The 24,729-nt window shown below is 70.9% G+C and carries 24 protein-coding genes and 1 pseudogene; 11 read left to right on the top strand and 14 right to left on the bottom strand.

The genetic code is table 11. The features are described from left to right. A pseudogene (locus AB0F88_RS27690) lies at positions 1 to 335 on the top strand (hypothetical protein); the annotation flags it as partial. Positions 336 to 535: 200 nt separating this feature from the next. Here the strand turns inward: AB0F88_RS27690 and AB0F88_RS27685 are convergent. Beyond that, positions 536 to 1,042: a tetratricopeptide repeat protein gene (locus AB0F88_RS27685; protein ID WP_362690071.1), complete on the bottom strand. Its 507-nt coding sequence runs from the start codon at positions 1,040 to 1,042 to the stop codon at positions 536 to 538. Positions 1,043 to 1,244: 202 nt separating this feature from the next. Between AB0F88_RS27685 and AB0F88_RS27680 the strand changes: the two genes are divergently transcribed. After that, positions 1,245 to 1,952 (top strand): hypothetical protein, encoded by a 708-nt coding sequence (locus tag AB0F88_RS27680; RefSeq protein WP_362690068.1) that lies wholly within the window; start codon positions 1,245 to 1,247, stop codon positions 1,950 to 1,952. On the opposite strand, the gene AB0F88_RS27675 is transcribed toward AB0F88_RS27680, so the two are convergent. From AB0F88_RS27675 to AB0F88_RS27665, 3 genes are all read right to left on the bottom strand, one after another. Continuing rightward, positions 1,928 to 2,575, bottom strand: a complete 648-nt coding sequence (locus AB0F88_RS27675; protein WP_362690065.1) for a TetR family transcriptional regulator — start codon at positions 2,573 to 2,575, stop codon at positions 1,928 to 1,930. The genes AB0F88_RS27680 and AB0F88_RS27675 overlap by 25 nt on opposite strands. Before the next feature lie 31 nt (positions 2,576 to 2,606). Continuing rightward, positions 2,607 to 4,421 carry an SDR family oxidoreductase gene (locus AB0F88_RS27670; RefSeq protein ID WP_362690062.1) on the bottom strand — a complete coding sequence of 605 codons (1,815 nt, stop codon included), beginning with the start codon at positions 4,419 to 4,421 and terminating at the stop codon, positions 2,607 to 2,609. Between the two features lie 63 nt (positions 4,422 to 4,484). Further along, positions 4,485 to 5,591, bottom strand: coding sequence for a CapA family protein (locus tag AB0F88_RS27665; RefSeq protein WP_362690059.1), 1,107 nt, complete (start codon positions 5,589 to 5,591; stop codon positions 4,485 to 4,487). A gap of 124 nt (positions 5,592 to 5,715) precedes the next feature. Between AB0F88_RS27665 and AB0F88_RS27660 the strand changes: the two genes are divergently transcribed. Together AB0F88_RS27660 and AB0F88_RS27655 are read left to right on the top strand one after the other, a co-directional pair. Further along, positions 5,716 to 6,135 carry a Fur family transcriptional regulator gene (locus tag AB0F88_RS27660; RefSeq protein WP_362690056.1) on the top strand — a complete coding sequence of 140 codons (420 nt, stop codon included), beginning with the start codon at positions 5,716 to 5,718 and terminating at the stop codon, positions 6,133 to 6,135. Positions 6,136 to 6,160: 25 nt separating this feature from the next. Continuing rightward, positions 6,161 to 7,615 (top strand): catalase, encoded by a 1,455-nt coding sequence (locus AB0F88_RS27655; RefSeq protein WP_362690053.1) that lies wholly within the window; start codon positions 6,161 to 6,163, stop codon positions 7,613 to 7,615. Between the two features lie 171 nt (positions 7,616 to 7,786). Here AB0F88_RS27655 and AB0F88_RS27650 read toward each other — a convergent pair whose 3' ends face one another. The 3 genes from AB0F88_RS27650 to AB0F88_RS27640 form a co-directional block, all read right to left on the bottom strand. Next, positions 7,787 to 7,993, bottom strand: coding sequence for a DUF397 domain-containing protein (locus AB0F88_RS27650; protein ID WP_362690050.1), 207 nt, complete (start codon positions 7,991 to 7,993; stop codon positions 7,787 to 7,789). Between the two features lie 248 nt (positions 7,994 to 8,241). Continuing rightward, a complete protein-coding gene (locus AB0F88_RS27645; RefSeq protein WP_362690463.1) occupies positions 8,242 to 8,448 on the bottom strand; it encodes a DUF397 domain-containing protein in 207 nt (68 codons plus the stop codon). Positions 8,449 to 8,491: 43 nt separating this feature from the next. Then, the gene (locus AB0F88_RS27640) at positions 8,492 to 9,352 is read right to left on the bottom strand and encodes a helix-turn-helix transcriptional regulator (protein ID WP_362690047.1); all 861 of its coding nucleotides are present in this window, start codon (positions 9,350 to 9,352) and stop codon (positions 8,492 to 8,494) included. Between the two features lie 470 nt (positions 9,353 to 9,822). Between AB0F88_RS27640 and AB0F88_RS27635 the strand changes: the two genes are divergently transcribed. The 5 genes from AB0F88_RS27635 to AB0F88_RS27615 all read left to right on the top strand — a co-directional run bounded on the left by AB0F88_RS27635 (position 9,823) and on the right by AB0F88_RS27615 (position 14,749). Then, positions 9,823 to 10,083, top strand: coding sequence for a hypothetical protein (locus AB0F88_RS27635; protein WP_362690045.1), 261 nt, complete (start codon positions 9,823 to 9,825; stop codon positions 10,081 to 10,083). Continuing rightward, a complete protein-coding gene (locus AB0F88_RS27630) occupies positions 10,070 to 10,786 on the top strand; it encodes a hypothetical protein (protein ID WP_362690042.1) in 717 nt (238 codons plus the stop codon). Before AB0F88_RS27635 ends, AB0F88_RS27630 begins: the two co-directional genes overlap by 14 nt. Positions 10,787 to 10,956: 170 nt before the next feature. Then, the gene (locus AB0F88_RS27625) at positions 10,957 to 13,137 is read left to right on the top strand and encodes a molybdopterin-dependent oxidoreductase (RefSeq protein ID WP_362690039.1); all 2,181 of its coding nucleotides are present in this window, start codon (positions 10,957 to 10,959) and stop codon (positions 13,135 to 13,137) included. Positions 13,138 to 13,238: 101 nt separating this feature from the next. Next, positions 13,239 to 13,793 (top strand): HD domain-containing protein, encoded by a 555-nt coding sequence (locus tag AB0F88_RS27620; RefSeq protein ID WP_362690460.1) that lies wholly within the window; start codon positions 13,239 to 13,241, stop codon positions 13,791 to 13,793. Between the two features lie 41 nt (positions 13,794 to 13,834). Then, the gene (locus tag AB0F88_RS27615; RefSeq protein WP_362690036.1) at positions 13,835 to 14,749 is read left to right on the top strand and encodes a Rieske 2Fe-2S domain-containing protein; all 915 of its coding nucleotides are present in this window, start codon (positions 13,835 to 13,837) and stop codon (positions 14,747 to 14,749) included. A 250-nt stretch (positions 14,750 to 14,999) separates the two neighbouring features. On the opposite strand, the gene AB0F88_RS27610 is transcribed toward AB0F88_RS27615, so the two are convergent. The 4 genes from AB0F88_RS27610 to AB0F88_RS27595 all read right to left on the bottom strand — a co-directional run bounded on the left by AB0F88_RS27610 (position 15,000) and on the right by AB0F88_RS27595 (position 18,153). Beyond that, positions 15,000 to 15,227, bottom strand: coding sequence for a hypothetical protein (locus AB0F88_RS27610; protein ID WP_329088968.1), 228 nt, complete (start codon positions 15,225 to 15,227; stop codon positions 15,000 to 15,002). A gap of 30 nt (positions 15,228 to 15,257) precedes the next feature. Then, positions 15,258 to 16,013, bottom strand: coding sequence for a sulfite exporter TauE/SafE family protein (locus tag AB0F88_RS27605; RefSeq protein WP_362690033.1), 756 nt, complete (start codon positions 16,011 to 16,013; stop codon positions 15,258 to 15,260). Between the two features lie 81 nt (positions 16,014 to 16,094). After that, positions 16,095 to 17,204 (bottom strand): SPFH domain-containing protein, encoded by a 1,110-nt coding sequence (locus AB0F88_RS27600; RefSeq protein WP_362690030.1) that lies wholly within the window; start codon positions 17,202 to 17,204, stop codon positions 16,095 to 16,097. 154 nt (positions 17,205 to 17,358) lie between these two features. Beyond that, positions 17,359 to 18,153, bottom strand: coding sequence for an ABC transporter ATP-binding protein (locus AB0F88_RS27595; protein WP_362690027.1), 795 nt, complete (start codon positions 18,151 to 18,153; stop codon positions 17,359 to 17,361). Positions 18,154 to 18,219: 66 nt separating this feature from the next. Between AB0F88_RS27595 and AB0F88_RS27590 the strand changes: the two genes are divergently transcribed. Next, positions 18,220 to 18,939, top strand: a complete 720-nt coding sequence (locus AB0F88_RS27590; RefSeq protein ID WP_362690024.1) for a hypothetical protein — start codon at positions 18,220 to 18,222, stop codon at positions 18,937 to 18,939. A 24-nt stretch (positions 18,940 to 18,963) separates the two neighbouring features. Here AB0F88_RS27590 and AB0F88_RS27585 read toward each other — a convergent pair whose 3' ends face one another. After that, positions 18,964 to 21,723 carry a protein kinase gene (locus AB0F88_RS27585; protein ID WP_362690021.1) on the bottom strand — a complete coding sequence of 920 codons (2,760 nt, stop codon included), beginning with the start codon at positions 21,721 to 21,723 and terminating at the stop codon, positions 18,964 to 18,966. Positions 21,724 to 21,832: 109 nt separating this feature from the next. Between AB0F88_RS27585 and AB0F88_RS27580 the strand changes: the two genes are divergently transcribed. Beyond that, positions 21,833 to 22,549, top strand: a complete 717-nt coding sequence (locus tag AB0F88_RS27580; RefSeq protein WP_362690018.1) for a hypothetical protein — start codon at positions 21,833 to 21,835, stop codon at positions 22,547 to 22,549. Positions 22,550 to 22,717: 168 nt separating this feature from the next. On the opposite strand, the gene AB0F88_RS27575 is transcribed toward AB0F88_RS27580, so the two are convergent. Beyond that, positions 22,718 to 23,392, bottom strand: coding sequence for a response regulator transcription factor (locus AB0F88_RS27575; RefSeq protein WP_362690015.1), 675 nt, complete (start codon positions 23,390 to 23,392; stop codon positions 22,718 to 22,720). A gap of 91 nt (positions 23,393 to 23,483) precedes the next feature. Then, entirely contained in the window at positions 23,484 to 24,632 is a 1,149-nt protein-coding gene (locus AB0F88_RS27570; RefSeq protein WP_362690012.1) for a GAF domain-containing sensor histidine kinase, read from the bottom strand. Positions 24,633 to 24,729: the final 97 nt, after the last annotated feature.

The raw sequence follows: 24,729 nt of genomic DNA, 5'->3' as shown, positions 1-24,729 counted from the left end.
CCGCCGAGGACATGCCCACCGCGAACCTGACCACGCAGGAGTCGCCGGCCGCCGCACGCCCGGAGACCCCCGCACTGCCGGAGACCCCCGCCGTCAGCGACACCACGGCGGAGACGCCCGCCGAGGACATGCCCACCGCGAACCTGACCACGCAGGAGTCGCCGGCCGCCGCACGCCCGGAGACCCCCGCACTGCCGGAGACCCCCGCCGTCAGCGACACCGCGACGGAGGGCACCACGGACGCCACCACGACGGAAGACGCCCCGAGCGCCGCCGCGGCGGTTCCCGTCCTTCCCGCACTGGAGGGGACGCTTCCCGACCTCGACGTGGAGTGAATCTCCGTACGGAGTGAACCTCGACGTGGAGTAAGTGGAGCAGGACGCGCAGGAAACGGTGGATCGGCCACCGGTCCGAGGACCGGCACAGATCCACCGTGAAACCATCGCAGGGGAGAGCCGTGCCTCACGGGGCACGGCCCTCCCCTTCCGCGTGTGCGGGCCTCCCCTTCCGCGTGTGCGGGCCGGCGAGGGCGCCGTCAGTGCGAGGCGTCCAGGAGGGCGTCGAGCTCGTCCTCGGGAAGCCCGAGGTCGACGCGGATCCGGTAGCGGGTTCTGAGCAGGGCGATGTGCTCGCCGCTGCCCTCCACCGCCCGGTGCGCCCCCTCGGTGGCCCACTCATGGGCCTCCCCCAGGTCACCGTAGGCGACGAGGGTCTCGGCGACCGTGAGGGCGGTGGCCGCGGTGACGTCACCCGCGGCGCGGATCGCCGCGATCACCTCCCTCGCCTCGTCCGGCCTTTCGAGCTCGAAGAGGGTGTCGGCGATCCCGGCCCGGGGGTCGACGCTCACCTCGCCGCCGTCGTCCACCGCCCGCTGGAAGCAGTCGAAGGCCCGGGCGGGCTGTCCGGCCTGCCGCCACTCCTCGGCGGCGAGCACGAGGATCGCCGCCCGTGATATGTCGCCGGACGCGTACGCCTCGACCAGGGCTTCGAGTCGCCGGGCCAGGTCTTCGTGATCGTCGGCCAGAAGTGCCTGCTCAAGCAATCGATCAAGTTGCTCACGTGTCACATGCGCCACATCGCGAGAGTACCGAGCGACGCTCGACCGCGTACGGCCAACGGCAGGTATTGACCACCTTACCTTGGGCAAACGTACGGCTACGCTGCGCGTTTTTCCCCAGCAAAACGGGCATATGAGCGACGAGTCCTGCTAGAGGAGCGTGTCACGGGGAGGAGCCGCGATGGGCATGTCCAAGCAGACATCGTTCACGTTGATGCTCCTCCTGGCCTTCTCGGTGGTCGTTCCCGGGTCCGCCGGATACCTGTCGGTCAAGATGGAGGCGATCGGGCAGGCCCACCGGGAGTTGCTCACCCTGGAGAACCGGATCCGCGCGGAGAGGCTCGCCGCCCGGATCAGGAAGATGGAACGAACCCCCCGGGACCGGCGTCTCCAGCCGATCATCTCGTCCGGCCGCGAGCCCTGCGACCCCTCCGCGAGGTCCCGCGACGAGCCGGGAACGCGGTCGTCCGGACCCACGGCGGTCGTGCCCGTGCCGGTGGCGGGCACGGAACGGTCCCACGAGGGGCGACCGCGCGCGCGGAGACACGGCGACAGGCACCTCGTCCAGGGACAGGACGCCCGGGAACGGGACGCGCACGGACAGCGCGCCCGAGGACCGGACACCCGGCGGCCGGACACGGGAGGGCCGGGAGCGTGGTGGCAGGACGTGCGGGAGCCCGGAGCGCAGAGGCTGACGGCGCAGGGACGCCCCGGGGCCGGGACGACCGGTGAGGCCGCCCCCGTGGAGCGGTGGCCCCAGCTCGAACGCCGGGGCAGGCCGCATCGGGAAGGGGAGGCGCGGGAGGAGCACGTGTTCACCGAGCCGGACGCGGTCGGCGCCGAGAGCGCCCCGGAGGGCACCGGCGACTCTCAGACCGAGACGCGGGCGAACTGACGGTTCAGATAGCCGCGGATCAGGCGCTTGGCCTCGGCCACGATCTCCGGGGCACCGTTCGGGTCGCGCCGGAAGGCCAGCTTGAGCACGGCGTCCCCGGCCTCCACCGCGACGAGGACGGCCAGGTCGAACTCCTCGCTGTCGGCCAGCCCGTACTCCTGCAGGAGAAGGCCGCGCAGCCGCCCGGCGATCACCGTGTTGTTCTCGGAACCGGAGTCGAGCAGGTTGAGGTCGACGACGTCACCGAAGTGCAGGGACCGGAAACCCGGCACGGTCCGGTGCATCTCGACGTACTCGTCGATGATCGCGTCGACCGCGTCCCACCAGCCCGCGTAGTCCTCGGACAGGAAGCGCCTGCCGATCCGGGAGACGAACCCCTCCACGTGGCGCCGGGTCACCGCCTGGGTGAGGGCCCGTTTGTCGGGGAAGAACTGGTAGACCGAACCGATCGCGACCCCCGCGCGCTCGGCGATCCTCGTGGTGGAGAGCGCGTCGTAGCCGATCTCGTCCAGCAGGTCGGCACACGCGTCGAGCATCCGCTCGACACGTCGCGCGCTTCGTCGTTGGGTGGGTTGACGCCGCAGTGGAGCCTCACCCGGCTCCTCGCAGGAGATGGTGGACACCACCCCATCTTGCCCCTCTGACAGACCGGGGTCAGTGCTTATTCGTCAATCGCGAGATTTCTCCACCTCCGGTGAGCCGCACGAGCCCGGCCAGGCGGCGGGTGAGCGCCGGGGAGATCCGCGAGAGCGCGTAGCCGATCCTGCCCTCCGCGTTCACCGCGACGACGGGCAGATCCCGGTGGACGGCGCGCAGGATGTGCGCGGCCACCCGCTCGGGTGGGTACCCGCGCGCGGCCAGCGCCCTGCCCGCCGGTTCGCCGGCGACCTCGGCGAGGTCGCCGACGTAGGTGGCGTTCCGCGCGATCGCGGTGGAGACGAACCCGGGGCAGATCGTGGAGACCCCGATCCCCTGCCCGGCGAGCTCGGCGCGCAGGCAGTCGCCGAGCATCTTCACGGCCGCCTTCGACGTCGAGTACGCGGGCAGCAGCCTGCTGGGGAGGAAGGCGGCGAGCGAGGCCACGTTCACGATGTGACCGCCCTGGCCGCGCTCGGCCATCTGGGCGGCGAACAGGCGGCAGCCGTGGATGACACCCCACAGGTTCACGTCCAGGGTCCGCCGCCAGTCGTCGACCGAGTGGTCCAGGAACGGGCCCGCCACCGCGATGCCCGCGTTGTTGACCACGATGTCGGGCACGCCGTAGCGGTCCCTGACCAGCCGGGCGAACTCCTCCATCCCCGCGGCGTCCGCGACGTCCACCCGGTGGGCGTGCGCCGCGCCCCCGCTCCCGTGCCCGCCACCGTCCCCGCTCCCGCCACCGTCCCCGCCTCCGCTCCCGGCGATGTCCCCGGCGGCGCGGCGCGCGGCGGCGAGATCGATGCCCTCGGCGGTACGGCGCGCGGCGGCGAGGTCGATGTCCGCGCAGATCACCTCGGCGCCGTGCGCGGCGAAGGCGCGGGCGGTGGCCCGCCCGATCCCGCCGCCCGCGCCGGTGACCACCACCAGCCGGCCGTCGTAGGGCCCGCGCTCGCCGGGCCGGTCCCTGCGCAGCTCCCTGGAGGGCGGCGCCCCCTCGACGTGCTCGGCGAACTCGGCGATCATGCGGGCGAGCACGCCGGGACGGCTGCGCTGCACCCAGTGGCCGGTCGGGACGCGGCGGTGCCACAGCCTGGGCGTCCAGCGGTGCGCCGAGGCGAGCAGCGCCGGGGAGACGAACGGGTCCCGCGTGGCCTCGACGAGCTGGACGGGCGTCCGCGGCGCGGGCGCGGCGGGTGGCGCGCCGCGGCCGGTCAGCATGTTGGCCCGGTAGAGGCCGAGACCGTTCAGGCCGTCCCTGACGAGCGTCTCCGCCGGGTGCCCCGGGCGTCCCGGCGCCCGGACCGACCGGTTCACCACGCGCGGCAGCACGGCGCGCAGCACGAGCTCGGGGACGACCGGGACCTGGAAGGCGCCGATGTACCAGGACCGCAGGAGCTGTCCGGCGACCTCGCGCGGCCTGCCGTGCCGTACGAAGCGCGCGGCCTGGTCCAGGTGCGGGCCGCCGACGGAGGTGAAGGAGAGGATCCGCCGCTCGATGTCCGGCCTGCCGATCAGCTGCCAGCCCTGGATGGATCCCCAGTCGTGCCCCACGAGGTGCACCCCCGGCTTGCCCACCGCGTCGAGGACCGCGGTCAGGTCGGCAGCCAGGTGGTCGTAGCCGTAACCCTCGGTGGTGCGCGGGGCGCCGGAGAGCCCGGCGCCGCGGACGTCGTAGCGGACCACGTGGAAGCGGTCCTCCAGCAGCGTGGCGACCTCGTCCCAGACCCGGTGGGTGTCGGGGTAGCCGTGCACGAGCAGGATGGTCGGGGCCGCGGGGTCCCCCTGTTCGAACAATGCCAGCCGGACGTCGCCGGACTCCACCCACCGCATCGCGGCCTCCTGTCGCACGAGGTGTCCGGAACGTCTCTCGTGACCCCGCCGGGGTTGTCCGGGCTAGCCGGACTGGCCGGGCCTGGCGGCCAGGCCGGTGCAGCCGCGCAGCGCCTTCCAGCCCGCGACGGCCTGCTGCCGCCCGGTCCCGGTGAGCGGGACCGGCACCCCGCCCTGGATGGTGGCCGGGGTCCACTGGTCCTTGAGCACCTTGCGGCCGTTGATCGTCAGGGTGAGCACGCCGGTCCTGCCGGTGTCCGGACCCCAGTTGTAGAAGACGAAGTTGCCCAGGCCGTAGCTGACGTAGCTGTTCTTCAGGTATCCGGCGCCGAGCAGGATGTGCGCGTGGCCGCCGACGACGACGTCCGCCCCGGCCGCGACCAGCTTGGGCGCCAGGCCGCGCTGCGCCTCGTTGGGGCACTTCTGCAGCTCGGTGCCCCAGTGCAGGTGGACGATCACGGTGTCGGAGTTCTTGCGCGCCTTGCGCACCTCCTGGATCAGCCGCGCCTCGTCCTTGGCCGAGGCGAGACCCCCCTGGTCTCCGGAGGCCGTCCACGCCTGGACGAACTCCGCGTCCAGCACCTGGGTCGCGCCGATGATGGCGACGCGGTTGCCGTTCACGGTCGTCCGCCACGGCTTGTACGCCTCGGCCTCGTTCCTGCCCACGCCCACGACGGGGAACCTGGACCGTTTGATGGCGGCGAGGGAGTCCTTCAGCCCGCTCTGCATGTAGTCCATGCCGTGGTTGTTCGCCAGCGAGGCGACGTCCACCCCGGACGCCTTCAGCGCGGTGAGCGCCGCCGCCGGCGCGCGGAAGGTGTACTGCTTGCCGGGGGCGGGGGTGCCGCCGGTGGTGATCGCGGTCTCGAGGTTCACCATCGCCAGGTCGGAGCGCCTGAGCACCTTGGCGATCGGGCCGAGCGCGGTCTTCGGATCGGCGTTCAGCCGGGTGCGCAGCACGCCCTCGAAGTGCACGTCCCCGCCGAAGGAGATGGTGTACGGCCTGCGCTCCGGCGTGGGGGTGGCCTCGGCCGGTTCGGTGGGCTTCTCCACGACGTCGGGGGACGATCCGGGGGCGGCCGACTCGGCCGCGGAGCAGGCCGCGAGGAGCACGGCCGAGGCGGTGATCGCGGCGGCCAGGGCGAGGCGTCGAGCTGTGTACGTGTCCATCGGTATTTGAGGATGCCATCTCATCCACCGCCTGTGTCACAACTCGCCCTACGAGATTCGTTTCCCCAAAACTGGACTGAGTCGTTAATTTGAATGATTCAGGTTTAGGCCATACGGTGTGGTCATGGAGGACGAGGACCGGCTCAGGCAGGCGGGCCTGCGGGTGACCGCGGCCCGGCTGGCGATCATGCGGACCGTGCGGGAGGGCGACCACCTCGACGTGGACGCCGTCCATCACGGTGTGCGAGGCCGTGTCGGCCAGGTCTCCCTGCAGGCCGTCTACGACTCCCTGCGCGCGTTGCACGGGGCCGGGCTCCTCCGGCGGACAGAACCCGCGGGCAGTCCCGCCCGGTACGAGACGCGGATCGGTGACAACCACCACCACCTCGTCTGCCGCCGGTGCGGGAAGGTCACGGACGTGGACTGCGCCGTCGGTCACGCCCCCTGCCTGGACCCGGTGTCCGACGCCGGATACCTGGTCGACGAGGCGGATGTGATCTTTTGGGGCGTGTGCCCCGGCTGTCGTCCCGAAGACACTCGATGAAGAGAACCCCCGGAGGACCCTCTCTATGAGCATCAGGCCCATCACCACCACCGACGCGGGAATCCCCGCGCCGAGCGACGAGCACTCGCAGTCGGTCGGCCCGAACGGGCCCCTTCTGCTGCAGGACCACTACCTGATCCAGAAGATGGCCCACTTCAACCGGGAGCGCGTCCCGGAGCGGGTGGTCCACGCCAAGGGCGGCGGCGCGCACGGCGTCCTCCAGATCACCGAGGACGTCAGCCAGTTCACCAAGGCGGGCCTGTTCGCCAAGGGCAGGGAGACCCCGCTCTTCATCCGCTTCTCCTCGGTCGCGGGCGAGCTCGGCAGCCCCGACACCCAGCGTGACCCGCGTGGCTTCGCGCTGAAGTTCTACACCGAGGAGGGCAACTACGACCTCGTCGGCAACAACACGCCGATCTTCTTCATCCGCGACCCGCAGAAGTTCTCCGACTTCATCCACAGCCAGAAACGCCGCGCCGACACCAACCTGCGCGACCACAACATGCAGTGGGACTTCTGGACGCTCTCGCCGGAGACCGCCCACCAGGTGACGTTCCTGATGACCGACCGCGGCACCCCGGCGTCCTGGCGCCACATGCACGGCTTCGGCTCGCACACCTTCCTGTGGTACAACGCCGCGGGCGAGAAGTTCTGGGTCAAGTACCACTTCAAGACCGACCAGGGCGTCAAGAACTTCACCGACGCCGAGGCCGGAGCGGTCATCGCGCAGGACGCCGACTTCCACATCCGCGACCTGCACACCGCGATCGCGAACGGCGACCACCCGTCCTGGACGGTGAACGTCCAGATCATGCCGTTCGAGGCCGCCGCCGACTACCGGTTCAACCCGTTCGACCTGACCAAGGTGTGGCCGCACTCCGACTACCCCGAGATCACGATCGGCAGGTTCGTGCTGAACCGCAACCCGGCGAACTACTTCGCCGAGGTCGAGCAGTCGAGCTTCGAGCCGTCCAACCTGGTGCCGGGCATCGGCCCGTCCCCGGACAAGATGCTCCAGGGCCGCCTGTTCTCCTACCCGGACGCCCACCGCTACCGCATCGGCGTCAACTACCAGCAGCTGCCGATCAACGCGCCGAAGGCGCCCGTCCACAGCTACAACAAGGACGGCCGGATGCGCTTCGGCAACACGGGCGACCCGGTCTACGCCCCCAACAGCGTCGGCGGCCCCGTGGCCGACCCTGCGCGGTACGAGGGCGAGCACTACCAGGTGACCGGTGAGATCGTCCGCTCCGCCTACACCCCGCACCGCGAGGACGACGACTTCGTCCAGCCCCGCGCCCTGTGGGAGAACGTGCTGTCCGACACCGACCGCTCCCACCTGGTGAGCAACGTCGTCGGCCACGCCTCCGCCCCGGAGGTCACCCCCGAGATGAAGGAGCGCGTCGTCGAGTACTGGACGAACGTCCACAAGGACCTCGGCCAGAGCGTCGCCCAGGGCCTCGGCATCGCCGCCGGGTAGTCACCCGGTCCTCTCCCCGTACGGCTCGCGTCTCCCCGGAGATGCGGGCCGTACGACTGTCTCCCCCTGTTCCCGGCCTGCCCCGGAGACACCGTTCCCCGCCTGCCCCGGAGACACGAAAAGGGGGCTGTCCCGCCGTTGGGCAAGCCCCGATCCCAAAAGGGCGGCCACTCAGAGATCGAAGTCTCCGCCCTTCACCGCCGCGACGAACGCGATCCACCCGGGCCCGCCGAAGATCAGCATCGGTCCGCCCCTGTCCTTGCTGTCCCTGACCGCGAATCCCCGCCCGGGCAGGTGAGCCACCTCGACACAGTTACCGTTGGTTCCGCTCTGCCAGCTCTTCCGCCAGATAACTCCGGATATGGCAATTTTGGACATAAAGCCACCTTTCCCCCACAGGCCACCGCAAGGCACTTTAAGGATGAAGGCGCAACGAGGAACTTACAAGGTGCTGAAAAGTGACCATCGTGCCTGGCATGACGCCTGGCACGGCATCCCGATGTGCGATGATCCTCGGGTCCGCCGGCGGGCCGTCAAACCACCCGGCAGGCGAGGGAAAAGGGATTCGCATCAATCCCGGCGGGCGGCTCCTGCGCTCTTCCGTGAGTGCCGGGGCCGCTTTGCGTTTACAACTCGAACGCCCCGCCCCTCACACCGTCAACAAAAGTCCTCCACACTCCTGAGGTGAAGGTGAGGACAGAGCCCGACAGGTCCTTACTGTCCCGGACGCCTACCTGCCCACCACCCAGTGTCGTCACCTCGACACAGTTGCCGTTGAGACCGCTCAACGAGCTTTTCTTCCAGATCACATCGTCGTGATTTTTTGCGTTCATCACTTTCCAAAAATGATGGAACAGCAGCAGGCCGAACCTGCCGCTACCTGTTCCAGTAATTGACTGTTTTTTTGATCAGCTCCTGTGAAGCCACCTCGTCAAGGGCCCGTTCCATCAGATGACCGAAGGCGCGCTCATACAGGTAGACCGTTTCCGCGTCTTCGATGAGTCGCCCTCCGGGGAGGAACTCCTCGTAGACGACGTCCTGGAAGTCGGGGAACGCCAGATGCATGAACGCACCGGTGGACACCGGTGGCGGGACATCCTGGGGAAGGATCCTCATCTCCACGTGCTCCAGCTCCGAGATCTCGATCAGATGCACGAGCTGGTCCCGCATGACGCGGGCGTCACCGTATTGGTTCCTCAACACAGACTCGTGAAACACGCTCAGATGGATCAGTGGATCCGGCACGTACAGCAACGTGCGCTGCCGCGCCATGCGTATCTCGACCCGGCTTTGAAGGAAGCTCGGCGGAACCTGGCCGGCATGCTGGCCCGCCTGAACGACCGACCGGATGTATTCCTCCGTCTGCAGAAGGCCGGGCACAACCTGGGGTTCCCAGTTGCGTGCCTCAGTGGCCTCCGCCTCCATCCCGATGAGTTCGATGTAGTCATCGGGGATGGAACTTCGATATCTCTCCCACCACCCTTTCCGGGCGGCGTCGTGCCGGAGCGTGACCAGGACCTCCTTGAGATCCCTCTCGACTCCGTAAAGCTCGGCGAGCGCCTCGACGTCGGCCGAGCCGGCCAGCGTCTTGGCGTTCTCGATGCGGCTGACCTTCGCGGTCGACCACCCCAAACGGTCGGACACCTCGTCGCCTGTCATGTCCAGGCTTTCGCGAAGCCTGCGCAGCTCCAGACCCAGCCGACGCCGACGGAGCGCTGGACTGCCACGCTGCGGCATCACGACCTCCTCACCATGACGGACGGGCGGGTGTCACGGCCTCACAGGAACCTCGACGAATGATAGTGCAAATTACACAGTCATTTGCAGTGCATCTGTGGAAGTTTATTGCTTTTTTCCTTACGGCAAGCCTTGCAGCCAAATCTATGCTGAGCGACTATCAGAACAGGAAGGTTCTCGAAAGATCGGGGGAGCCACCGGTGATCATCCGGCGGAGCGTCTTCGAGGACCTTCGTGAGCCGCGTGGTGCAGGACAGGCGCGTGGCTATTCGGCAACGGCGCCGTCTTCGACGAAACGGAGTTGACGCGGGGAGGCCGGCAGGGGAGCAGTGGAATCGAACGGCCGACGACGGCCCAAAGTCGTACGCACAAAAGATGGTGCCCTGATCGGGCACAAAAAACACCGGGTCGGCGGCCACCGACCCGGTTGGCACAAGAACTCCGCGTCAAAGCCACGAAGGGAGTCTCCTATGTCCTTCCACCGTACCAACAGAACCCACGGAATCAAGACCTTCGTCCTCGATGTGATCTATGTGACCGACCGAGAGCTCTACATGGATCAGGATGAATGGGCCTACCGGCTCGGCTGGACCGTGACCAGGACCGGTTTCGGGACCAGGCACTACCGCGAGCCCCGGTTCGACCTTCTCAAGGCCGAGCGGACCGCCGCCCCCGCACTCGCCCTGGCGCCCGTCCGCGACGAGGGGGTGGGCGGTGATGTCGCGGCGTGACCTCCGCCACGGCCGCTACTGCGGCCACGGCGGCCGGCCTCCCGCCCGGGCGGGTCTCCTCGTCCGGCTGTGGCGCTGGCGGACGGAGATCATCCTGCTCGCCGGCGCCCTGTCCCTCCTGGTCACCGTGGTCCTCTCGCTCTGGGAGGGCGACTGGTGGCCGTTTCTCGTTCTGGCGGGCACCGCCGGTGTCCTCGTCGCCTCCGGCTTCTGGAGGAGCTGGGTGACGGCACACGCGTGGTGCCTGGTCTCCCGGCACCGCATCCAGCGGGCGTGCGCGGAGACCGGGATACACACCCGCTCGGGCCGGCTGCCGCTGGTCCTGTGGATCACCCCCTCCGCCGCGGGGGAGAAGGCGCTCGTCCTCGTCAGGGCCGGAACCTGCGCCGAGGACTTCGACGCCTTCTCCTCCGAGATCGCGGCGGCGTGCTACGCCCGCGACACCGTGGTCTGCCGGCACAGCAGGTGGGCGAACCTGCTGACCGTCGAGATCGTCCGCGGGGGCGAGGTCACCGGTCCCCAGGTGGGTCTCGACCGGTTCTACGGGCGGGCGAACTGGGTGAGCCTGCGGGCCGGCCGGTCCGCGCGGGAGGAGCCCGGCCCGGGCCCGAACGGGAAGCCCGCCACCCCGCTCCCCCTGCCCGATGAGCTTCCCGATGAGCTTCCCCGCGGGTTTCCCGACCGGCGACGACAGGCCGCGTGAATCCAGAGGGTCGCGCGGCGGGAAGCCCCGGAGTCGGCACTCCGGGGCTTCCCCATGCTCCGGAGTTCGCGATCCGGGGCTTTCCCATGCTTCGGAGTTCGCGCTCCGGGGCTTCCCCGCGGCCCGAACGGCGGCCATGATGAGTCCACTCGCCGAACTCAGGAGTGCCGATGAGAACAGCGCACCGGACCTGCCCCCTCTGCGAGGCCGTCTGCGGTCTCCGGCTCACCCTCGACGACGCCGGGCACGTCACCTCGGTCAAGGGCGACCGGGACGACCCCTTCTCCAAGGGGTTCGTCTGCCCCAAGGGCGCGACACTGGGCCACCTCGACGAGGACCCGGACCGGCTGGGCGTCCCGATGATCCGGACGGGCGACGAGTGGCGCGAGGCGTCCTGGGACGAGGCGTTCCGCACGGTCGCGGAGGGTCTCGCGGGCGTGATCGACGCTCACGGCCGCCAGTCTCTCGCCGTCTACCTCGGCAATCCGAACGCCCACTCCATGGCCGGCGCCCTGTACGGCGGGGCCCTGATCCGCGCCCTCGGCACCCGCAACGTCTTCTCCGCGAGCACCGCCGACCAGATGCCCAAGCACGTCTCCTGCGGCCTGATGCTCGGTGACCCGCTGGCCATCGCGGTGCCCGACCTGGATCGCACCGACTACCTGCTGATGCTCGGCGCCAACCCGCTGGAGTCCAACGGCTCGCTCTGCACCGCCCCCGACTTCCCCGGCCGCCTCAAGGCGCTGCGCGGGCGCGGCGGCAGGCTCGTGGTCGTCGACCCGCGCCGCACCCGCACCGCCGCCCTCGCCGACGAGCACCTGTTCGTACGCCCCGGCACGGACGCCTACCTGCTGTTCGGCATCGTCCACACCCTTCTCACCGAGAACCTCACCTCGATCGGCGCCGACATCGGCGGCGTCGGGGTCAACGGGCTGGACGAGGTCAGACGGCTGGCGGAGGACTTCGCCCCCGAGGTGGTCGCCCCGATGTGCGGGATACCCGCCGGGGAGATCGCACGGCTGGCGCGCGAGCTGGCCGCGGCCCCGACGGCCGCCGTCTACGCCCGCATCGGCACCTGCACCGCGGAGTTCGGCACCGTCGCGCAGTGGCTGGTCGACGTCGTCAACGTCCTGACCGGCAACTTCGACCGTCCCGGCGGGGTCATGTTCGCCAAACCCGCCGTGGAGAACGGCCGCCGGAGCAGGCCGTACGCCACGGGACGCTGGCACAGCCGCGTCCGGGGGCTGCCGGAGGCGAACGGCGAGATCCCGGTGGCCACCCTCGCCGACGAGATCGAGACGCCGGGTGAGGGACAGGTCAGGGGGCTGGTCACGGTGGCCGGCAACCCGGTGCTGTCGGCACCGGGCGGCCCCCGGCTGGACCGGGCCTTCCGCGACCTGGAGTTCATGGTCTGCGTGGACCCGTACCTGAACGAGACGACCCGGCACGCGAACGTCATCCTGCCGCCGCCGCGCGTGCTGCAGTCGCCGCACTACGACCTGTCGTTGCTGGCCTTCGCGGTCCGCAACTACGCGAGGTTCTCCCCGCCGGTCCTGCCGCTGGAGCCGGGACGCCCCTCGGAGGCCGAGATCATGGCGCGGCTGACGATGATCGCCTCGGGACAGGGCGCGGACGCCGATCCGGCCCCGCTCGACGAGCTGATCCTCGACCGGATGCTCCGCAGGGCCGTCGAGACGCCCGGCTCCCCGGTGGAGGGCGCGGACCCGGCCGAGCTGCGCGCCTCCCTGGACGGCGGCAGCGGGGCCGAGCGGCGGCTGGACGCCATGCTCAGGCTCGGCCCGTACGGGCTCTCCCTGGCCACCCTGCTGGCGAACCCGCACGGCATCGACCTGGGCCCGCTGGAGCCCCGGCTGGCGGAGATCGTCCGTACGGCCTCGGGGCGGGTGGAGCTGGCCCCGCCGCGGCTGGTCGAGGACGCCGCGCGGCTGCGCGGGCGGCTCGCCGTCCCGCCCGCGGAGATCGTGCTGATCGGGCGGCGCCACCTGCGTTCCAACAACAGCTGGCTGCACAACGTGGAACCGCTGGTCGGCGGGACCAACCGGTGCACCCTGCAGATCAACCCGGACGACGTGAGCAGGCTCGGGCTGGGCGAGCACGCCGTGGTGCGCTCGGCCGCGGGCGAGCTGGTCGTGCCGCTGGAGCCGACCGACACGATCATGCCGGGGGTGGTGAGCCTGCCCCACGGGTGGGGGCACTCGGGCACCTCGCAACCGGTGGCCGCCAAGCACGCGGGGGTGAACGCGAACACGCTGACAGACGATTCCGTGGTGGACGCGCCCTCGGGAAACGCCGTGTTCAACGGGGTTCCCGTCACCCTGGGCCGGGCGTGATCCCATGATCGCTCGGAAAAGCGGGATCGACGCGCATTAGGCTTGCGCGCGTGACCACCCCTCCAGCACCGGACCGTCTGCACGCTCAGCTCACCTTCGCCATGGAGATCGACAAGCTCAGACGCATCGTCCGCCGCAACACCCTCATGGACGGGTCGCGGCGGGAGAACGACGCCGAGCACTCCTGGTACGTGGGCATGCTGGCGATGGTCTTGGCCGAGCACGCACCACCGGGCACCGACCTCGACAGGGTCGTCGCGATGCTGCTCGTCCACGACATCGTCGAGATAGACGCGGGAGACACCTTCATCTACGACGCCTCGGCCGTCGAGGCCCAGCCGGCCATCGAGCGCAAGGCCGCCGACCGGATCTTCGGGCTCCTCCCCTGCGACCAGGCCGAGCGGCTGCGCGAGCTCTGGGACGAGTTCGAGGAACGCAAGACGCCGGAGGCCAGGTTCGCCAAGGCCCTCGACCGGATCGCGCCCATCATGGCGAACCACCACAACGAGGGTGGCACCTGGTCGCTGTACAAGGTGACGGCCGAGCAGGTGCTGGAAAAGGTGAAGATCATTGAGGAGGGATCGGCGACACTGGGCGCCTACGCCACCGAAATCATCGCCCTCTCCGTCAGCCGAGGACATTTGGCGCGTGCATAACGCCGTTCTCGGGTAGGTCCCTATGGGTTGAGAAGGGGGCGATGGTGAAGGAAACCGTCAAAACAGGGCGCCGGACTTTCAGACGTCTGGTGCCCGGGGTCGAGCTCACCGATCGGATCGAGCGCTCGCCCAGGGCCGACAGGCCGATCCGCATACTCGCCAAGGCCGTACGTCAGCGGATCGGTCCCGGGCCGCTACGGGACCTGCTGCACGGGGTGCCGACCGGCAAACCACTCCATCCGCCGCTCGCCAACCTCAGCCTGGGGCTCTGGGCGGCGACGGCGGTGCTGGACGTGACCCGCTACGACCCGCGGGCGTCGCGGGTGCTGGTCGCCGGCGGGCTCGCCACCGCGATGCCCGCGGTGGCGGCGGGCGTCACCGACTGGTCCGCGCTCCACCGCGAGCAGCAGCGGGTGGGGTTCGTGCACGCGATCGCCAACCTGACCGCCCTCGGGCTCTACGCCGGTTCGCTGGTGTTCCGGCTGGCCGGGCGTGACCGGACCGGGCGGATCCTGTCGTTCGCCGGGCTGGGCGCCGCGAGCGTGGGCGGCTACCTCGGCGGCCACCTGGCCTACCGGCAGGCGGCCGGGGCCAACCACGCCGAGTCCGTCGCCCATCTGGTCCCGCTGGGCTGGCACGACCTGTGCGAGATCGGCGACCTGCCCGACGGGCGCCCGGTGACGCGGCGTCTCGGCTACATCGACCTGTTCGTACTGCGCGTCGGCGCCGGCGTCACGGTGCTCGCCGACCAGTGTGCCCATCTGGCGGGTCCGCTCCACCAGGGACGCCTGATCTCGGAGGAGGGGACCGCCTGCGTGGTCTGCCCGTGGCACGGGAGCACCTTCAGGCTCTCCGACGGGGCCGTCGTGCACGGCCCGGCCACCGCTCCCCAGCCGTCCTTCGAGACCCGGGTCCGCCGCGACGGCGTGCTCCAGGTCCGTCCCGCGCAGATGTGACCGGATCCCGGGGGATCTCCGGCGCGGGGTGAGCCATGTCCGTCCGGTGACCCGGGCGCGACGCTGACCCTGCGCCCCTGCGCCCCGCCCAGGCCGTGACGGGTGCGTCCCACCCGGGCGTGACGCTGACCCTGCGTGTCCTTGTGCCCTGTCCTTGTGCCCTGCCGTCTTTGTGCCCCTGCGCCCCGCCCAGGTGTGACGGATGTGTCTCACCCGGGCGTGACGAGAACCGGCCCGCCGCCGGCCCGGCCTATGCCGGCTTGCCGTCGGCGGGGTGTTCGACCAGGGCGAGAATACGGCTGGACATGAAGCGGGCGGTGCGCACGGCCGTTCCGCTCCGGGTGACCTCGCTCACCTCGACGACGCCGCCCCGGGCGTTGGCCACCTCAACCCGGCGCCCCGCTCTGGTGGCGCTGACCTCGTAGGTACGGGAACTGTCTCCTGCGTCGATGACAACCTCGACTTTGTCACCTTTCATACCTATATAGGTACCCGGTAGAGGGCGGGTTCACCCGTACACCAGTTTGACTATCGCCACCACTCCGATGCAGACGATGAACCAGCGCAGCACCGGGGCGGGCAGTCTCCTGCCGATCTTCGCACCGAGGAAACCACCGATCGCGGCGCCCAGCGCCACCATCAGGACCGCGAGCCAGTCGATCTCCGCGATCACGATGAACAGCAGCGCGGCGGCCGCGTTGACCAGTAGCGCGAGCACGTTCTTGGCCGCGTTGATCCGCTGCAGGCGGTCGTCGAGGAAGGTACCCATCAGCCCGATGAGCAGCACGCCCTGGGCCGCGCCGAAGTAGCCGCCGTAGACGCCGCATGCGAGGATGCCGCCCCAGAGCCAGGGGCCACCGTGCGGGTGGGCGTGCTCCCGCCGGGCGCTCAGCCATCCGTTGAGCCTCGGCTGGATCACCACCAGCACGCACGCCACGCCGATCAGGACGGGCACGACGATGTCGAACGTCTCCGGGGGAAGGTAGAGCAGGAGCACCCCGCCTGCCAACGCGCCGGTCACCGAGGGAACCGCCAGCCTGACCAGCCGTCGGCGCTGTCCCCGCAGCTCCGCCCGGTAGCCGAGCGCGCCGGTCAGCGACCCGGGGACCAGGCCGACGGTGTTGGAGACATTGGCGACGACCGGCGGCATGCCCAGCGCGACCATCGTCGGGAACGTGATCAGAGACCCGGAGCCGACGACGGCGTTGATGCCCCCGGCCCCGATACCGGCCACGAAGATCGCGACCGCCTCCCACGGTGTCATGCGCTTCCCCTCACTGGTAAGGCTCGCGCCCATGTACAGGTGCACGGCACTCACCGGATGGTAAGAGGAGATCGACGGTCATCAGGTTGCGGGGGTGTCCTCAACGGGCGTGTCCCTCACCGGAAATCCCCCTCTGACCTTGGGTTTCTCTATATTTGGAAACCTGTCCACGTTGTGGGACCCGCCCTTCGCCGGAGGCCTGTCCGTGCTCGGGGACCTGTCCTCCGATGGAGGCCTGTCGCTGTCCGAGGGCTCCTCCTTCGCCGGAGGTCTCTCCGTGCCCGAGGGCTCGTCCCCCACCGGGAGAAGGTCCGCCAGGCTTTCGAGGACCCGTCTCAGGTCCGGCGAGACGGTCCGCGGCTCGCCGGCGTCCCCCCTGGCGATCTCGCGGAGTGCCCGCAGGTACGCGCGGACGAGAGGCTCCGAGCCGGGCCCGCCCTCGTGGACGGCGCGCAGGAGCATGCCGATCGCGTCGGCCTCTCCCCGGGCCCGCGTCGCCCTCGCCTCGGCGTCGGCCCGCGCCTTGAGCACCGTGGCCTCCGCCTCGCCGCGCGCCCTCAGTACGGCGGCCTGCCGCTGTCCCTCGGCGGCGAGGACGGCCGCCTGTTTCTGCCCCTCGGCCGCGAGCACCGCCGCCCGCCTGTCGCGGTCGGCGCGGGCCTGCCTCTCCATGGACTCCTGGACGGAGACGGGCGGGTCGATCGCCGTGAGCTCGACCCGGCCGACGCGGAGGCCCCACGCGCCCGCGACGGCGTCGAGCGCCTCGCGCAGCTCGGCTCCGATCTCCTCGCGGGAGGCCAGCGCGCGGTCCACGCTCATCCCGCCGACCACGTCGCGCAGGGTGGTCACGGTGAGCTGCTCGACGGCGACCAGGAAGTTGGCGATCTCGTAGGTCGCCGCGCGGGCGTCGACCACCTGGAAGGAGACGGCCGTGTCGACGGAGACGACGAGATTGTCGGAGGTGACGACCGCCTGCGGCGGGAAGGCGACGACCTGCTCGCGAAGGTCGACCGTGTCCTTGATCCGGTCGATGAACGGCACCACGAGGTTCAGCCCGGGAGCGAGCGTCCTGTGGTAGCGCCCGAACCGCTCCACGACGCCCGCCGTGGCCTGCGGCACGACGCGAACCGTCCGATAGGCGGCGAACGCCGCCACGGCCACGATGACGAGTGCGGCGACAAGCGATTCCATGAGCCATCCCGGGCGGTCGAGTGACGTGGAACTCTTGACCCGGCAGGATATTTGCTTTTCCCTTCACCGGCCTTTGAACGGCCGAAACAGTCTTGGAACCGTCTCGGGACCGGTACGCCCTGAGAACCGGTGCGCCCTCAGGGCCGGTGCGCCCTCAGAGCTGGTGCGCCCGCGCGTACCAGCGGCCGTCGCGCCCCCGGTCCAGGGTGAGCGGGACGCTGAAGGTGCGCGACAGGTTCTCCGCCGTCATCACCTGGTCGATCGGCCCCTGGGCCACCACGGAACCGTGCCGCAGCAGCAGCGCGTGAGTGAACCCGCTGGGCACCTCCTCCACGTGGTGGGTGACCAGCACCATGGTCGGCGCGTTCGGGTCGTGCGCGAACGTCGCCAGACGGCGGACCAGGTCCTCGCGCCCGCCCAGGTCCAGGCCCGCGGCGGGCTCGTCCAGCAGCAGCAGCTCCGGGTTCGGCATGAGCGCGCGGGCGATCTGGACCCGCTTGCGCTCTCCCTCCGACAGCGTGTTGAACCGGCGCCGGATCAGGTGGGCGCAGCCGAGCTGGTCGATCAGCTCGACGGCGCGCGTGACGTCGTGGGAGTCGTACTCCTCCGTCCAGCGGCCGAGGATGGCGTACGAGGCCGTGAGCACCAGGTCGATGACCTTCTCCTCCGGCGGCACCTTCTCCGCCAGCGCGGCGCTCGCGAGCCCGATGCGGGGCCGGAGCTCGAAGACGTCACTCTGGCCGAGCCGCTCACCCAGGATCTCGACGATGCCCTCGGTGGGGAACAGCATCGCCCCGACCACCTGTAGCAACGTCGTCTTTCCCGCGCCGTTGGGACCGATGACGACCCACCGCTCGTCCTCGTGAACGGTCCAGTCGATCTCCCGCAGCAGGGCCGCACCGTCCCTGCGGACAGTGACGTCCTGTAGCCGAAGCACCTGACCGCCCATCCGTTATGCCTCCTTGTGAATCGCTGGAACAAAACCTATTGCAGGACAAGCGCATATCGTGGATCGGTGCACCCTGATTCACCGATCTCGGCCACCCTGGTCTGCTGGGGCAACGCCTGGCTCGCCGGACAGGTCGGCCTCGACGAGGCCGCCGACCGCGTGGAGCGGCAGGCAGGCCCCCAACTCGTCGCCGGTGAGACCGGCGACCTCCCCCTCCGCGGATTCCTCGCCGACCTGCGGATCGAGGGCATGAAGTCGCTGCGACTGGCCCTCCCCGTCGCGGGCGACCCACTCGGGCTCACCGGACCGCCCCCCTTCAACTCCGCGGCCATCGAGGCCGGGCAGGCGGCGACCGCCGTGCTTCCCAGCAGGTGCCTCGGCCTGATCCCGGTAAACGACCGCCGCGGGTCATCGTACGCCGGGGTTCGCTGGACCGTGCTGGAGGCCCGTACCGCGGCCCCCGACCTGCCCTCCCTCGCCGAGGCCGAGCACGAGCTGACCCGCGCCATGCGCGTGGCCACCGACGCCCTGCTCGGGGTGGAGGGCCCGGCCCAGGGCTACCGGCGGCTGGAGATGGTGGACGACGGCCTGGCCCCCGGCTACCCCGCCAGAGCGCACCGGGTCGCCGCCCTGGCCGCCCGCCTCGCCGCGGTGCTCCGGGTCGCCGACGACCGCGGGCTCACCTCGGGCCAGATCGCCGTACGCGGTGAGGCCCTGCGCGAGCTCGACCGCGCGGTGCGCCGGGCCCGGGTGGTCGCCCACCACGCCATCACCGAGCTGGTCTGACGGCCTTGACGGCCCGGGGGCGGGTCATCGGGCGGAGGTCAGCCTCCAGAGCTTGACGGCGCGGTCCCTGCCCGCCGAGACGGCCAGGGTACGGTCGCCGACGGTCATGACGCCCACCGAGTAGACCCCGCCCTTGTGGGCCTTGACCGGCTTGCCGAGGGGCTTGCCCTCGGCCGGGTCCCAGAGCCGGACGGTCCCGTCCGTACTGCCCGACACCAGCACGGTGCGGCCGTCGACCTTGCCGAACGCCAGGGAGTAGACGTTGCCGCCGTGGCCCCCGAGCGGCTTGCCGACGGTCTTGGACGACTTGGGGTCCCAGATTCTGATCTTCTTGTCCTTGCCGCCCGAGGCGATCACGGTGCGGTCGCCCAGCTTGCCGAAGGCCACCGAGAAGACCGGCCCGCTGTGCCCCTTGTAAACCTTCCCGTACCGCTTCCTGGTGACGACGTCCCAGATGCCCAGCGTCTCGTCGGCGCTGGCGGACACGACGACGGACCGTTTGCCGATCTTGCCGAAGGCGAGCCAGTTGACGTCGTCGCGGTGCGCGGAGATGGTCTTGAGCAGCCTGCGGCTCTTCAGGTTCCAGAAGTAGAGGGTGCCGTCGCCGTCCCCGGTGACGGCCAGCGGCGAACCGTTCACGGTGCCGGCCGCGACGGCGAAGACCGCGATGGGGTGGTGGCCCAGGGCCCTGCTCTTGCGGGACTTCAGGCTCCACAGGCGGACGGAGTGGTCGTAGCCGCCGGTCACCGCGTACGGCCTGCCGCCGAAGGTGACGGTGGCGACCGCGTATACCTCGCCCCGGTGGCCGCGGAGCCGGTGGAGCCTCTTGTGCTTGGCCGGGTCCCAGAGCCCCAGCGAACCGTCCTGGCTGCCCGAGACCACCGTGGGCCTCTTCCCGATCTTGACGCCGGCGAGGGACTGGACGGCCTTGGTGTGTCCCTTGAGCGTCTTGCCGTCCTGGCCGTCGAAGGTCACCACCGTGGCCTGCGGGGTGGGCGGCTCGGACGGCCCGGAGGTGGGGGCGGTCGTGAGGCTCGCCGTGGGCGCGGGGGTCATGGCCTGCGTGACGGCGGTGGGAGCCTGCGTGGCCCGCGCGGGGGGAGCCTGGGAGGCGGTCGCCGGGGACGGCGTGGAGGGAACCGGGGGCGGCTTCCGCGTACCTTCACCGGCCAGGGCGCCTCGTGTGGCCGGTGGGGCGTCGGGGGTCGCGGCATCGCCCCGCAGGTTGGGCACCGCGACCAGCGCGGCGGCGGCCAGGGTCAGGGCCCCCGAGAGCACCGCGGTCACCAGGACGGCACGCCTGCGCCGCGCACCGCGCTCGCCGGGCGCCACGGGGGCCGCGCCGGCGAAGAGGTCCGGACGCTGCGGCGGCGGCGGGGGGTAGACCCCCTCGGGCGGTACGGGAGAGGGGGCGGGCCGCCGGCCCACGGGCGTCAGGTTGCCGGGGTAGCGTGCGGGCCCGGCGGGGGAGGCGAAGGGGGTGACCACGGGCGGGGGACCGCCCGGCGCGCCCGAACGCCTCCGGGGGGCACCGGGGGCCGCGGGCCCGCCGGGCGGAACGCCACCGGGACGGTCGCCGGAAGGGCCCGCCCGGCCGCCCGGAGCACGGCCGGGGACGGCATCGGGCCTTTCGCCCCTCGGGTCCTCCCCCGACGGCCGCACCCACCGTGTCTCGGGGGCGGGGGGCCGCTCATCATCGGTGGGCCGCTCATCATCGGATGACCGCTCGTCGGCGGATGACCGCTCATCGGCGGACAGCCGGTCCTCGGCGGATGACCGCCCGTTCGCAACCGGCCGCTCATCCGCAACCGGCCGCTCATCGGCGGACGGGCGCTCGCCGGCGGACGGCGGGGACACGGGCGGTACGGCGGCGGGCGGCGGGGACACGGGCGGTACGGCGAAGACCTCGTCGGACTGGGTCTCCAGGAGCGCGAACAGCACCTCCGAGGCGCTGGGCCTCTCCGCGGCGTGCTTGCTGAGGCAGGAGGCGACGATCGGCCGCAGGGTGTCGGGGAGCGCGGACAGGTCCGGGTCCTCGTTCATCACCCTGTAGATGACCGCGGGCACGCTGTCCTGGCCGAACGCGGGCCGTCCGGTCGCGGCGAAGGTCATCGTCAGCGCCCAGCTGAACATGTCGGACGAGGGCTCGACGCGATGCCCCGATACCTGTTCCGGCGACATGTAGGCGGGGGTGCCGACCACGCCGCTCGTCACGGTCATCGCCGAGTCCAGGGCCCTGGCGATGCCGAAGTCGATCACGCGGGGCCCGTCGGGGCCGAGCAGCACGTTGCTGGGCTTGAAGTCGCGGTGCACGATGCCCGCCCGGTGGATGGCGGCCAGCGCGGTCACGGTGCCGACCGCGAGCCGGTGGAGCACGTTGCCGCGGCGGGGTCCCCCGGACTGCACGACCCGCTGCAGGGACACGCCCTCGACCAGCTCGCTCACGATGTAGGGGCGGTCGCCGTCCACATGGGCGCCCAGCACCTGGGCCGTGCAGAACGGCGCCACCCGGCGGGCGGCGGAGACCTCGCGGAGGAACCGGTCTCCGTCCATGCCGGTGTCGCTCAGCCGGGGGTGGAGCAACTTGATCGCGACCATCGCCCCGTCGGGTCCCCTGCCCGCGTAGACCACGCCCTGCGCCCCCTCGCCGAGGCGGCCGAGCAGCCGGTAGTCGCCCAGTGACTCGGGGTCCTCCCTGCGCAGCGGGTTCGTGTCCGGCACGTGAGCCTCCCCGTCGTCCAGCCATGAGTCGCTGGCGTCCCCCGAGTAACCAAAGATACGCAAACAACCAATATTCAGGTAGATCATTCACTATTCCGGCGCATCCCGCTTACGCCATAATTCATGAAACAAATGGTGACTGCGCTCACCCCTAGCTCGTGCGGAGACGCCCATGCGCCGAAGCTTCGGCACGCTTCTAGGTCTCAGCCTCATCGCTCCGCTCGCGATCGTCCCCACCGCCTCGGCCGCCACCGTGAACGCGCCGCCCCTGGCTCCCTCCGCGGTCCTGCCCCCGGCCCCTGCGGGCGTTCCGGCCCAGTCAGGGGTGCGGCAGGACAAGCCCTGGTCGGCGTTCAAGGTCTCGGTGAAGGCACCGAAACGGGTCAGGAACGGCCGCGAGTTCATGTACGAGGTCAAGGTCACCAACCGGGGGCCGAGCGAGGCCGACTACTTCTACGTCGGCGGGACCGTCCTACCGAAAGGCATCAACGACACCGTTTACTACAAGGGCCCCAAGGGCACGGACTGCGACTTCTACGACGACGGCTTCTGGTGTGTGACGCCGTGGATTCTCGAGAAGGGCGAATCCGAGACGGTGCGCATCTGGGTCAAGCTGAAGAAGCGGACCAAGGGCACCGCGGTCGCCAGGCTCGGCGCCGACACCTGGAACGTCCCGAACGGAGGCGAGGACCTCAGCCGCTCGGAGTGGAAACGGCTGGCCTTCCCCAACTGGTACTACCTCAAGACGGTCAAAACCAAGATCGTCCACCCCGTGCCGCCCAAACCCAAGCCCAAGGGCGGAGGGGGAGGCTACAACCCGCCACCTCCACCACCTCCGCCGCCCCCGCCCCCGCCGCCGGACCGGCGCGAGGAGAAGAAGGACACCTGACGCCGCGGAGGTCTCACGCCCGGACCGAAAACCGCCGGACCGGACACCGTCCGGTCCGGCGCCGTCGGTCCAGGCGCCATCCGATCAGGAACCTCCGGTCCAGGCACCGTCCGGTCCGGCGCCCTCGGACCAGGCGCCTCGGACCAGGCACCGTCAGGCCGGGCACCGTCAGGCCAGGCCGTTCCGCACCGCGTAGAGGGCGGCCTGGGTCCTGTCCTGCACGCCCAGCTTCATCAGCACGTTGGAGACGTGGGTCTTCACCGTCTTCTCCGCCACCGCGAGCTGCCTGGCGATCTCCCGGTTGGAGCGGCCCGACGCGATCAGCGCGAGCACCTCGCGCTCCCGGTCGGTCAGCGCCGCCACATGCCTGCCCTCGCGGCCGCCCTCACGACCGCCCGCGCGCCCGTCCTCCCGCGCGTCCTGAACGGGTCCGGGACCCGACAGCATCGCCTCGGCGGCCTCGGGAGCGAGCAGCACCTGGCCACCGTGCACCGCCCGGATCGCGTGCACGAGCGCGGCCGGTTCGACGTCCTTGTAGAGGAAACCCGCCGCGCCCGCCCGCATCGCCGGGGCCACGTCGCCCCTGTCACTGACCGAGGTCAGCACGAGCACCCTCGGCGACAGTCCTCGCTCCTCCAGCAGGAGCAGCGCGCCGAGCCCGTCGAGGACCGGCATCCTCAGGTCGAGCAGCAGCACGTCAGGGGCGAGAGACCCGACCAGGGCGACCGCCTCGGCGCCGTCGGCGGCCTCGCCGACCACGTCGAGGTCCTCCTGCAGGTCCAGGAAGGTGCGGAGGCCCTGCCGGACGACCGGGTGGTCGTCGGCGATCAGGACGCGGATCATCCGGGCACCCCCGTCCGGACCGCGGGCGGCGGACCGCACGGACACCCCTTCGGCCCACGGGTCATGCGATCCCCTCTCCTCGCACCACGGATCACCCGGGCACCTCCATCCGGACGAGCGTGCCCCGTCCGGGCTCCGAACTCACCCGCACGCTCCCGCCGACGGATTCCGCCCTGTCGCCCATCGAGGCGATGCCCAGCCCCCGTCCCGCAGCGGCGGTCACGTCGAACCCGGCCCCGTCGTCACTCACCTCCAGGAACACGCGCCCGCCCTCGCAGCCCAGCCGGACCTCGACGGTACGCGCCGCCGAGTGCCTGGAGGCGTTGTGCAGCGCCTCCTGGGCCACCCGGAGGACGGCCACCTCGACCACCGGTTCGAGCGCGCACACCGGGGACTCCTCGAACGAGAACGCGGCCGGGTGGAGCCGGTCGAGCAGGCGGACGTGCTTGCGGAGCGTCTCGGCCAGGCCGTGCCGGTCGAGCTCGGCCGGACGGAGCTCCACGATCACCGCGCGCAGCTCGGCCAGCGCCTCTCCGGCCAGCCGCTCCACCTGGTCGAGCTCTCGCAGCGCCCGTACGGGATCGTCGACGACCAGCGACGCCGCGGCCTGCGCGGTGAGGCGCAGCGAGAACAGCTTCTGGGTCACCGCGTCGTGCAGTTCCCTCGCCATCCGGGTGCGCTCCTCGACCAGCGTGAGCTCCCGGCCCCGCTCGTACAGGCGGGCGTTGGTGAGGGCGATCGCGGCGTGCGCGGCGAACATGGTGAGCAGCCGCTGATCGGCCTCGGTGAAGCCGCCGGGGGACCGCTTGTTGGACAGGAAGATGATGCCGAGCACCTCGTCCCCGTCGAGGATCGGCACCCCGAGGAAGTCCTTGAGCACCGGATGGGCGCGCGGCCAGTACTCGAACCTGGGGTCCCTGCGGATGTCGGGCAGCCGGACCGGCGCGCCCTCGCGCAGCATGGCGCCGAGCATGCCGTGCTGGCGGGGCATCGGCCCGATCGCGTCCCACTGCTCGTCGGAGATGCCCTCGGCGACGAACTCGGCGAACGCCCCCTGGTCGTCGGGCACGCCCAGCGCGGCGTAGCGGGCGTCCAGCAACCGCCGCGCCGACCGCACGATGACCTGCAGCACCTCCCTGACCGACAGGTGCCTGGTCACCGCGAGGACGGCCGAGCTCACCGCGTGCAGCACGGCGTCCCTGTCCTCGCTGTCCTCGCTGTCCTCGCTCTCGGGGCTCACGAACCGACTCTAGGCGGCGCCGGGCGCCCGCCGCGTACGCCATCGGTCCTAGGCCCATCAGCCCACCCCGGGCCAGGTCCGGCGGCCGATGTGCGGC

It is taken from the genome of Streptosporangium sp. NPDC023963, assembly GCF_040639135.1.
Taxonomy (GTDB): domain Bacteria; phylum Actinomycetota; class Actinomycetes; order Streptosporangiales; family Streptosporangiaceae; genus Streptosporangium.
Note: the sequence above shows the minus strand (reverse complement) of the source record. Positions and strands in the feature narration are given on the sequence as shown.

What these genes read in the sequence shown, in the direction of transcription:
- AB0F88_RS27645 (WP_362690463.1), bottom strand. Translation starts at nt 8,448, where the DNA reads ATGAACGCAAAAAATCACGACGATGTGATCTGGAAGAAAAGCTCGTTG.
- AB0F88_RS27610 (WP_329088968.1), bottom strand. Translation starts at nt 15,227, where the DNA reads ATGAAAGGTGACAAAGTCGAGGTTGTCATCGACGCAGGAGACAGTTCC.
- AB0F88_RS27630 (WP_362690042.1), top strand. Translation starts at nt 10,070, where the DNA reads ATGTCGCGGCGTGACCTCCGCCACGGCCGCTACTGCGGCCACGGCGGC.
- AB0F88_RS27620 (WP_362690460.1), top strand. Translation starts at nt 13,239, where the DNA reads ATGGAGATCGACAAGCTCAGACGCATCGTCCGCCGCAACACCCTCATG.
- AB0F88_RS27625 (WP_362690039.1), top strand. Translation starts at nt 10,957, where the DNA reads ATGAGAACAGCGCACCGGACCTGCCCCCTCTGCGAGGCCGTCTGCGGT.
- AB0F88_RS27615 (WP_362690036.1), top strand. Translation starts at nt 13,835, where the DNA reads ATGGTGAAGGAAACCGTCAAAACAGGGCGCCGGACTTTCAGACGTCTG.
- AB0F88_RS27580 (WP_362690018.1), top strand. Translation starts at nt 21,833, where the DNA reads ATGCGCCGAAGCTTCGGCACGCTTCTAGGTCTCAGCCTCATCGCTCCG.
- AB0F88_RS27605 (WP_362690033.1), bottom strand. Translation starts at nt 16,013, where the DNA reads ATGACACCGTGGGAGGCGGTCGCGATCTTCGTGGCCGGTATCGGGGCC.
- AB0F88_RS27655 (WP_362690053.1), top strand. Translation starts at nt 6,161, where the DNA reads ATGAGCATCAGGCCCATCACCACCACCGACGCGGGAATCCCCGCGCCG.
- AB0F88_RS27670 (WP_362690062.1), bottom strand. Translation starts at nt 4,421, where the DNA reads ATGCGGTGGGTGGAGTCCGGCGACGTCCGGCTGGCATTGTTCGAACAG.
- AB0F88_RS27575 (WP_362690015.1), bottom strand. Translation starts at nt 23,392, where the DNA reads ATGATCCGCGTCCTGATCGCCGACGACCACCCGGTCGTCCGGCAGGGC.
- AB0F88_RS27665 (WP_362690059.1), bottom strand. Translation starts at nt 5,591, where the DNA reads ATGGACACGTACACAGCTCGACGCCTCGCCCTGGCCGCCGCGATCACC.
- AB0F88_RS27595 (WP_362690027.1), bottom strand. Translation starts at nt 18,153, where the DNA reads ATGGGCGGTCAGGTGCTTCGGCTACAGGACGTCACTGTCCGCAGGGAC.
- AB0F88_RS27650 (WP_362690050.1), bottom strand. Translation starts at nt 7,993, where the DNA reads ATGTCCAAAATTGCCATATCCGGAGTTATCTGGCGGAAGAGCTGGCAG.
- AB0F88_RS27680 (WP_362690068.1), top strand. Translation starts at nt 1,245, where the DNA reads ATGTCCAAGCAGACATCGTTCACGTTGATGCTCCTCCTGGCCTTCTCG.
- AB0F88_RS27635 (WP_362690045.1), top strand. Translation starts at nt 9,823, where the DNA reads ATGTCCTTCCACCGTACCAACAGAACCCACGGAATCAAGACCTTCGTC.
- AB0F88_RS27600 (WP_362690030.1), bottom strand. Translation starts at nt 17,204, where the DNA reads ATGGAATCGCTTGTCGCCGCACTCGTCATCGTGGCCGTGGCGGCGTTC.
- AB0F88_RS27660 (WP_362690056.1), top strand. Translation starts at nt 5,716, where the DNA reads ATGGAGGACGAGGACCGGCTCAGGCAGGCGGGCCTGCGGGTGACCGCG.
- AB0F88_RS27640 (WP_362690047.1), bottom strand. Translation starts at nt 9,352, where the DNA reads ATGCCGCAGCGTGGCAGTCCAGCGCTCCGTCGGCGTCGGCTGGGTCTG.